5 protein-coding genes are annotated in these 9,223 nt (G+C 36.5%); 3 read left to right on the plus strand and 2 right to left on the minus strand.

Translation table 11 applies throughout. The features are described from left to right. Positions 1-65 precede the first annotated feature (65 nt). The gene (locus BM084_RS14035; protein WP_245764386.1) at positions 66-3,590 is read left to right on the plus strand and encodes a nitrate reductase; all 3,525 of its coding nucleotides are present in this window, start codon (positions 66-68) and stop codon (positions 3,588-3,590) included. 44 nt (positions 3,591-3,634) lie between these two features. Next, positions 3,635-5,083, plus strand: coding sequence for a rubredoxin (locus tag BM084_RS14040; RefSeq protein ID WP_075326653.1), 1,449 nt, complete (start codon positions 3,635-3,637; stop codon positions 5,081-5,083). A 13-nt stretch (positions 5,084-5,096) separates the two neighbouring features. Here the strand turns inward: BM084_RS14040 and cobA are convergent, their stop codons facing one another. Then, the gene (gene cobA / locus BM084_RS14045) at positions 5,097-5,909 is read right to left on the minus strand and encodes a uroporphyrinogen-III C-methyltransferase (protein ID WP_075326652.1); all 813 of its coding nucleotides are present in this window, start codon (positions 5,907-5,909) and stop codon (positions 5,097-5,099) included. A gap of 539 nt (positions 5,910-6,448) precedes the next feature. Here cobA and BM084_RS14050 point away from each other — a divergent pair. After that, positions 6,449-7,450, plus strand: coding sequence for a response regulator (locus BM084_RS14050; RefSeq protein ID WP_075326651.1), 1,002 nt, complete (start codon positions 6,449-6,451; stop codon positions 7,448-7,450). A gap of 36 nt (positions 7,451-7,486) precedes the next feature. Here the strand turns inward: BM084_RS14050 and BM084_RS14055 are convergent, their stop codons facing one another. Further along, positions 7,487-8,707: a cation:proton antiporter domain-containing protein gene (locus BM084_RS14055; protein WP_075326650.1), complete on the minus strand. Its 1,221-nt coding sequence runs from the start codon at positions 8,705-8,707 to the stop codon at positions 7,487-7,489. Between the last annotated feature and the right edge of the window lie 516 nt (positions 8,708-9,223).

A 9,223-nucleotide genomic window follows, 5' to 3' on the forward strand; every position in this document is an offset into this window, starting at 1 on the left:
CCATTCTTTTAATAAATTATAAGCGCTTAATAACCAGCGTTTAAGTATATTTTGTCGCTGAGTTTATGAAAAAAATACAACAAGAAGAATTTAAAACCACCTGCTCTTATTGCGGCGTAGGCTGTGGTATTATAGCCAAAAAAAACTTCGATAATAAAATTACGGTTAAAGGTGATAAAAACCATCCCGTAAACCGCGGAATGCTTTGTTCTAAAGGGATGAACCTTGATTATGTTGCGAACAATGTTTCTGACAGGATTATGCATCCCGAAATGCGTTGGAGCAAATCTCATCCACGTGAACGGGTAAGCTGGGACACGGGACTTGATCGCGCTGCCCGCGTTTTCAAAACTCTTATTAAAAAATATGGACCTGATAGTGTGGGATTCTACGTTTCGGGACAATGCCTTACAGAGGAATATTACATTGCGAATAAACTCACTAAAGGTTTTCTGGGTACAAATAATATTGATACCAATTCCCGCTTATGTATGAGCTCGGCGGTAGTGGCTTATAAAAAAACTTTCGGGGACGATTCAGTGCCGGTTTCTTATGATGATATTGAACTGGCCGATTGTTTTTTAATCGCCGGTGCAAACCCTGCCTGGTGCCATCCTATTCTCTTTAGAAGACTTGAAAAGCATAAAGAAGAAAACCCCGATGAAGTAAAAGTGATTGTGGTAGACCCACGTAGAACCGATTCTGCACGTTTCGCCGACCTTCACCTGCAACTTATACCCGGCACCGATATTATTCTGTTTAATGCCATTGGCCGTCGCTTAATTGAAAGAGGTTATATCGATAAAAAATTTATAAAAGCGCATACTGAGAATTTCCCGGATTATAAAAAACAGGCCTATTCCCTTTCTCTTAAAAAAGCAGCTAAAGAATGTGGTGTTCCTGTAGAAGAAATTAAAGAAGCAGCTGAAATGATAGGTCGCTCTAAAGGCTTTATTAGTATGTGGGCTATGGGGCTTAATCAAAGTTCTGTGGGAACCGATAAAAATTTTGCACTGCTTAACCTTTCTCTAATAACCGGAAAAGTTGGAAAACCCGGTAATGGCCCTTTTTCTCTTACAGGGCAACCAAATGCCATGGGTGGCCGGGAAGTTGGCGGAATGGCGAGTTTATTAGCAGTTCATAAAAATTTAAATAATCCTGATCACAGGCAGGAAGTGGCTGAATTTTGGGGAGTTGATGAAATTTCAGAAAAACCGGGATATACAGCAACTGAAATGTTTGATGCCCTGGAAAGCGGAAAATTAAAAGCGGTTTGGATTGCCTGTACAAATCCCATGGTGAGCCTGCCCGATGTTCGCAAAGCTGAAGCAGCACTTAAAAAAGCCAAATTTGTGGTGGTTCAGGAAATCTCACATAAGTCTGACACCCTGGAATATGCCGATTTAGTATTACCTGCCGCTGGCTGGATGGAGAAAGAAGGCACAATGACCAATTCTGAAAGACGAATTTCTTACTTACCGAAGGCCCTCACCCCACCCGGAGAAGCTCGCGCCGATGTGGAAATTTTTTGTGATTTTGCGCAAAGGATGGGCTTTTCTGAATTTAACTATAATTCTACAGAAGAAATTTACGCGGAATATTGCGAAATGACTAAAGGTACCAATATTGATATTTCCCATCTTAATTATGATCGTCTCAAAAACGAAGGGAGTATTCAATGGCCAATACCTGAATATCGCCATCCCGGCACTAAGAGGCTATTTGAAGACCACCAATTTTACACCGTATCTAAAAAAGCAATTTTTAATATTCCCGCTTCAATTAATAACACCTCTACACAACCCGATGAAGAATTCCCATTAATCCTTACAACGGGAAGAGTTCGGGATCAATGGCATAGTATGACCAAAACCGGAAAGGTTTCCCGACTTCGAACCCATTATCCCTCCCCCGTATTAGAGATAAATCCGGTAGATGGGATTAAGAATTTCATCAAAAATGGCGAAGTCGTGGAAGTAGAAAGTGAGAATGGAAATGTTAGGCTACGTGCAAAAATCACTAAAGACGTAAGAGCTGGCGTTTTGTTTTTACCAATGCATTGGGGTAAACAATTACAAAGTGACCTTAACCGGGCGAACAACCTTACTTTTAATCACGTTGATCCGCAATCGAAAGAACCCGATTTCAAATTTACCAGGGTTTCGGTTTCAAAATATAAAAAACCGGCAGAAAAAATAATAATTATCGGTGCAGGAGCTGCTGCATTTCGGTTTGTTCAAAATTATCGCGACCATAATAGCGATGATGAGTTGCACGTATTTTCAGAAGAAGCACATCCGTTTTACAATCGTGTTTTACTACCAGAATATGTTACGGAAGAACTCAGCTGGGAAAAACTTTTAAAAATTAAGAAAGTTGAATTGGGAAAATTAAATCTTCAACTTCATAAAGCCTGTTCTATTTCTAAAATCGATAAAAACGAAAAATGGGTGACAGACCACCAGGGGAATAAACATCATTTTGATAAATTGATTATTGCTACAGGTAGTCGGGCATTTGTTCCAAAAGATGCTCAGCTGGATTCACCGGGAAGATTTACCATGAGAAGTAAAGCAGATGCCGATGAATTTAAAACTTACCTGGAAAATACCGGTTTACCCCCAGAAGAACAACACGTGGTGATTGTGGGCGGTGGCTTGCTTGGCTTAGAGCTCGCGGCAGCATTGCAAAAAGAGCATGTAAATATTACCATAGTACAACGTTCATCCCGCCTCATGGAGCGCCAGCTTGATATACTCTCTAGCAGACTCCTGGCCAGGGATGTTCAGGAACGTGGAATAAATATTTATTTTGATAATGAAGTAAGTACTGTTTTTGATGATGAGGAAAATCCCGGAGAATTAACTATTAGTCTCAAAAGTGGGAAAATCCTTAATGCACACGCCATTGCCTATGCCATTGGCACACGGCCAAATATTGAAATTGCTAAGGAAAGCGGTCTCATTTGTGGGCGAGGCGTAAAAGTAAACGAGCATTTACAAACCTCTAATTCAGATATATTTGCAATTGGTGAAATTGCTGAGTATAAAGGTCAGTTATTTGGTATCACTTCTGCTGCCGAAGAGCAAGCCGAGGTTCTTTCTAACTTTTTAGCTGGCGATGTTGGTAGTATTTACAGGGGTTCGGTACTAATGAATATCCTGAAATTTAAAAATCTGGACCTCTGTAGTGTGGGAGATATAAATGTACCCGAGAACGACCCTGCTTACGAGGAAATTGTATTTACCGATGTTAGTAAGCGATATTATAAAAAATGCATTGTAAAAAATGATCTGCTTGTTGGGGCCATTTTAATGGGTGATAAAAATGAATTTGCTCAATTTAAAACGCTTATTGAAAGTAAAATGGAACTGGCAGATAAGCGCGATACGCTATTACGTGGTTCAGGAAACAGTAAACCGGTAAAGGGAAAACTTGTATGCTCATGCAGCCAGGTTGGTGCCGGAAACTTACAGGAAGCCATTAAAAATGGAAATAAAGATTTTACAACACTTTGCAAAGAAACCGGTGCCGGGTTAGGCTGCGGAAGTTGTAAAACCGAAGTTAGGGAACTTTTGGTGGCCGGGTAGTTTTCGCATAGCTCTGGCTTCAGTTTAAATTAATTAGAATATTTATGAAAAAATCATTCACAAGAATAATTATAAAAGGAGGAGTTTTATCACCTGCAGAATTAAAGGAAATTGTAGAATTAGCTGAGGCATCGGGTTCAGATTCTATTTCGCTGGGGTCCCGCCAGGATATTTTGATTACCAAAGATGTTGAAGTTGAAAATTTTTCTGCTGAAAATAAATATCAAATAATTCCGCCAAAAACTGAGGGAGCTGAAAATATAGTTTCTTCTTATGTAGCTGCAGATATTTTTTCGGGAACACCTTGGCTTACCGGAGACCGTTATTTATATGTGCTGGAACAATTTAGAATTCCTCCAAATTTAAAAGTAAATATTACAGATCCTAAACAACGCCTGGTCCCATTATTTACCGGTCATCTAAATTTTATAGCATCAGAACACGAAGATTATTGGTACCTGTACATCAGGCTACCAGAATGGCAAAAAATGCAGGTATATCCTGCGCTTATTTATACCTGGGACGTGGGAGAAATTGTTTATGGAATTGAAGAATTGCTCCAGGAAGAACCAGAGGAGGTAGAGATGATTTTCAATTTGCTAAGTGATTCTCTTGAAACCAATAATAGAACAATTGATAAATCTCTGGAAATCCCATATCAACCTTTTCCGTATTACGAGGGAATGAATAAGATTGGAATGGATAATTATTGGCTGGGACTATATTGGCGAAATAATAAATATTACACCAGTTTTCTCAAAGAAATGTGTGATTTATGCGCTGAGTCTAAAATTGGAAAAATTTCAATTACCCCCTGGAAATCTTTGATTGTAAAAGGAATCCCAATAAACACCAAACTTGAATGGGAGAAATTTCTGGGAAAAAACGGAATTAATGTGAGGCATTCTATGTTAGAGCTAAATTGGCATATTCCGGTAGATAACGAAGAAGCCGCAAACCTAAAAAAATACCTGGTTTCAAATTTTGATCAAAAGGATATTAGCACCTATGGATTGACTTTCGGGATTTTTGATTCAACCAAAAAAAGCAACTATTTTACTGCTGTGGTAATTGAAAAAAATCAAGCACCAGAAATTCTAAATGAGATTGGAGTACGTGACACCTATAATTTACTTTATGCTCAAAATTTTGATCCTAATACCCGTAATTATGTGATTCATGTTCAGGATGTGGACAAAGTTGAATTGCCCGGTTTGCTCATAGAATTAAGTAAAATGTACTTTAGCCAATTGGGTGAGAAAGAAGAAAAGGCCAGAAAGTTACCAGAATCAAAATCAGAGAAAGAGAAATTGAAAAAAGAAATCTGGCAATGTGCGGCCTGTCTCAGTATTTACGAAGCAAAGTTTGGTGACATTACTCAGGAAATACCAGCCGGCACCAGCTTTGATAAACTTCCCGAAACCTACGTTTGTTCACTTTGTGAAGCCCCAAAGTCAGCATTTGAAAAACGTATCCAGGAAAAGCCTAGTTAAATATCAACTATAATTATGCAGTTTGGGGTAAATTGAGGTAATTAAGATTCTGAAAGATAAATTCATCAATTTCTGTATTGTTCACTCCTGTTTTATAAGCCTCACATTCCTTAACAACCTCCCCAATAATTATAATGGCCGGGGTTCCTATTTTATATTTTTTTACCAGGTTTTCAATATTGGCAATATTTCCGGCAACGAGTTTTTGATCTTCCCGCGTACCGTTTTGTACTATTGCAATTGGTAGTTCTGCTTTAGCTTCTTTTTTATATAAAGCTACAATTTGAGCGAGTTTACTCACTCCCATCAAAATCACCACCGTTGCAGAAGTTTTAGCTGCCAGGGCCACATCTTTAGAAAGCTTATGCCCTGAAGTAGTCCCGGTAATTATCCAAAAACTTTCGGCTATATGTCTTTTTGTAACAGGAATTCCTACAGAAGCCGGAACCGAAATAGCTGAAGAAATTCCAGGAATTACTTCTACTTCTACCCCGTGTGCACAGGCATATTTTTTTTCTTCGCTCCCGCGTCCAAATACAAATGGGTCTCCTCCTTTTAACCTTACTACGCTCCCATTTTCTTTGGCAAATTTTACGATAAGCTCGTTTATCTGATCCTGAGTATAAGCGTGACACCCTTTCCTCTTTCCTACAAAAATTTTTATAGCCCCGGGTGCGTGTTCCAGAATTTCGGGATTTACCAATGCGTCGTAAAGTATTACACCTGCATTATTGAGTACTTTTATCGCTTTTAAAGTCAGCAAGTCTGGGTCTCCAGGACCAGCCCCAACGATAGTACATTTTGGGATATTGATTAGTGTTTTCATTTCAATTACGATTAATCTAATTCTTAGAAAACACAATTTATAAAACCCTTCTTAAAACTAAGTATTTTTACGTAAAAAATAGATGAAAAGAGAGTGTTTTTATGAGCTTAGTAATTTTGCGGACTAAAATTTAAATTATAATATTTTGAACAAAAAAATAATAAGAAAGCTTCAATAAATAGCTTTCTGTTTCTTCAAAATAAATGAATCAAAGCGCTTAATAATCCAATTTTAATATAAAAACGAACTCTTTCATCCATAAAAAAAATACAAAACTTCATTTAAATAAGATTTACTAAAGCTCCCAGGCTTGCATCGAAATCAATAACAATGCTTCGTGAGCTTGCTCTGAAACTGTTTACTTACTTTAAAAATGAACTTAATATCCTGTTTAAAAATTTATTATTTTTAACGGCTTGTACTACTTATAAGTTTTGCTGATTTTAAAGTATTTAGCTTTTTATTTATTCAGAAATATTTGATATTTAGTATTTAGAATTATCAGAAAAATAAACCGAAAATCTATCCCTACTCCAACTATGTTTAAGAATAAAGCTTACCATTTCCTCTTAATAGAGGACAATGATGGAGATTATTATTTAATCTCTGAGTATTTAAAAGAAAAATTACCAGAGCATTCTCTAACCCGGTATAGTAAATTTTCAGCATTAAAGGAGAACGAGTTAAGTGCAGAATATGATGCTATTCTACTAGATCTGAACCTTCCCGATAATAAAGGAAATAACCTGGTAAACACAGTTTGCCATCTTTTTACTGAAATTCCTATTATTGTATTAACGGGAGAAGTTTTTGAAGAATTTGCGTTAGATGCTATTTCTTTAGGGGCTTCAGACTATTTAATTAAAGATAATCTAAACCCTGATATTTTATATAAAAGTATACTTTACAGTTTAGAGCGAAAAGCAAATTTACAATTGCTAAAAAAATCGCAACAACTATATTTCGATTTATTTGAGTTTAATCCCCAGCCTACCTGGGTCTACGATTTGGAAACCTTACAGTTTTTAGATGTAAACGAGAAGGCTATAAATCATTATGGATATTCTAAGGATGAATTCTTAAATATGACTATAAAAGATATTAGGCCAAAAGAACAAATTCCAAATATGGAGGCTTCTTTACGCGATTTTAAAGCTGAAAAAAAGTTGGCGGGGAATAGAATATTTATCCATTTAAAACGAAATGGTTCAGAGATCCAGGTGAAGATTGATAGTAAAATAATTACTTATATGAATCGAAGAGCCGCAATAATTGTGGCTACAGATATAACGGAAGAAATTGAACACCAGAAAATAATTGAAAAACAAAACGAAGAATTAAAGAATATTACCTGGATCCAGTCTCATTTAGTTAGGGCGCCGGTGGCCAAAATTCTAAGTATTGTAAAAGAAACTTCCTGGGAAGAGCTAAATAAGGATGAGCGTAATTTTTTATTTAAAGGTTTAAATGAATCGGCTACTGAATTAGACGGAATTACCCGGCAAATAATCGGGAAATCTGAAGCTATTCTTCAGTTATAAAATAAATTAAATAAGGTATGGATGAAGAAAACCTGGCTATTCTTTATTTGATTTACTAACCAATTTAGCATACCATTTAGAAAAGGCCAAACTGCTTAGACCGTGAATTAACGTAGAGGCCATTACCACTAAGCTAGTAATAATCCAGGCAGTGTCATCTTTAGTTTTTTCTAAAGTTAGAATAGCATAATAAAGCGCAGCTACACCAATAGGACCAAACCAGCCAATTAATAGCTGATCTTTAAACTTAGATTTAAATTGAGGAGTTAGCCTAAGAAATAAAAGAAAACTGGGAATTCTTCGGAATAAAATTATAACAAAAATTATGCTTACTGACGTCCATATTCCTAAATCAATCCAATCTTTCCAGGGCAGAAGTAAACCAAAAATAAAGAAAACCGGGATAGTAAAAATGCGATCCATAGATTCCTGAACGCGTTCCTCCTGGATGGTTTCGTTTTGAGAAATTTCAGAAGAAAACGCAAAACCTCCTATAAAAACGCTAAAAATTCCATTCATACCTACAGCATTAAAACCAGATAATAGCAAGAATGCAAGCGCCAGAGAAAAAGGCAGTACTGCTTTATTAGACATCCAACCTTTCCCGTGGGCCTTATGCATTAGTTTCCCAAATAATTTACCCAAAACAAATGCTACAATACCACATAAAACCGTCGCAAAAAGGAATTCTTTTAAAACCCAGTTTTGTAAATTTTGCGCGGGGAATATTAAAGCGAAAACGAATAGAATTAACGGATAGACCAAACCATCATTCACCCCAGATTCAAATGAAATTGTATCTCTTACCCTTGCCGGTAAAAATCTCTTTGCATTTTCACCAGATACCATTGTAGATGCTACCACAGGATCTGTAGGAGTTATTATTGCTCCTATAAGGCAGCTTTCTGGTAACGATAAAGGCAACAACCAAAATAAAAGTAAAGAGCTACATAAAAACATTCCTAAAATTCCAAAGACAATAACCATAGATTGTGTTTTGAAATGCTTTCTAAAGTAGTTAGAAGGGATTCGTAATGCTGTAGCCATAAGAGCAACTGCCATGGTAAATTCTGTAGCGGTTTTGAGAATATCCAAAGATTTACTATTCTCCAGGGAAATAAAGCTGAATAAATTGGGTCCAAAGATCACTCCAAAAATTAACGCAATTAAGGGATCGGTTATATAATGATTCTCCAGCTTTTTATAAAAAGTGCCAGATAAAATAATTAAAGCACTAATGGTAAAGATTAATAACATATCACACGGCTTAGTGGCTGCAGTTTATACTGTTATAGTTTTTATCTTATAACTAAGTTATCAAATTATTTATGCTAAATGAAAATCGCTGCTTTTATCCCATCAAAAATTTGGCGTTTCATCTCCTATAGATTTAATTTTTCCTGAATGAATACTGAAATTTAATTAATGTAAATTCAGTTTTTTAATAGAAATACGGCATAATCAAGTAGGGTGAAGATAATAAATATTTGAGCATTTATTATCTTCATCCCTCTTCCAGAACCGTGCATACGGGTCTCGTACACGGCTCATGTTAAATCTTATTCAGTACTGTTTGATAGTACTGATGCAAAGTATTCCCTTCAACTGTGTCCATTGCGTACAACCCTAATTCTGAGAAGTACTTATTGGGCAGGGCATAGTGTATTAAATTGGTGGAGGAGTTTCTCCATCGGGTTACCGATATCTTAAGAAAATTCCCCTTATAGCCCATACGCCTTAGTTGTCGGTGAAGAGGTTTCCAGCTTTTCCAGC

This window comes from Salegentibacter agarivorans (assembly GCF_900113135.1).
GTDB classification, from domain to species: Bacteria; Bacteroidota; Bacteroidia; order Flavobacteriales; family Flavobacteriaceae; genus Salegentibacter; species Salegentibacter agarivorans.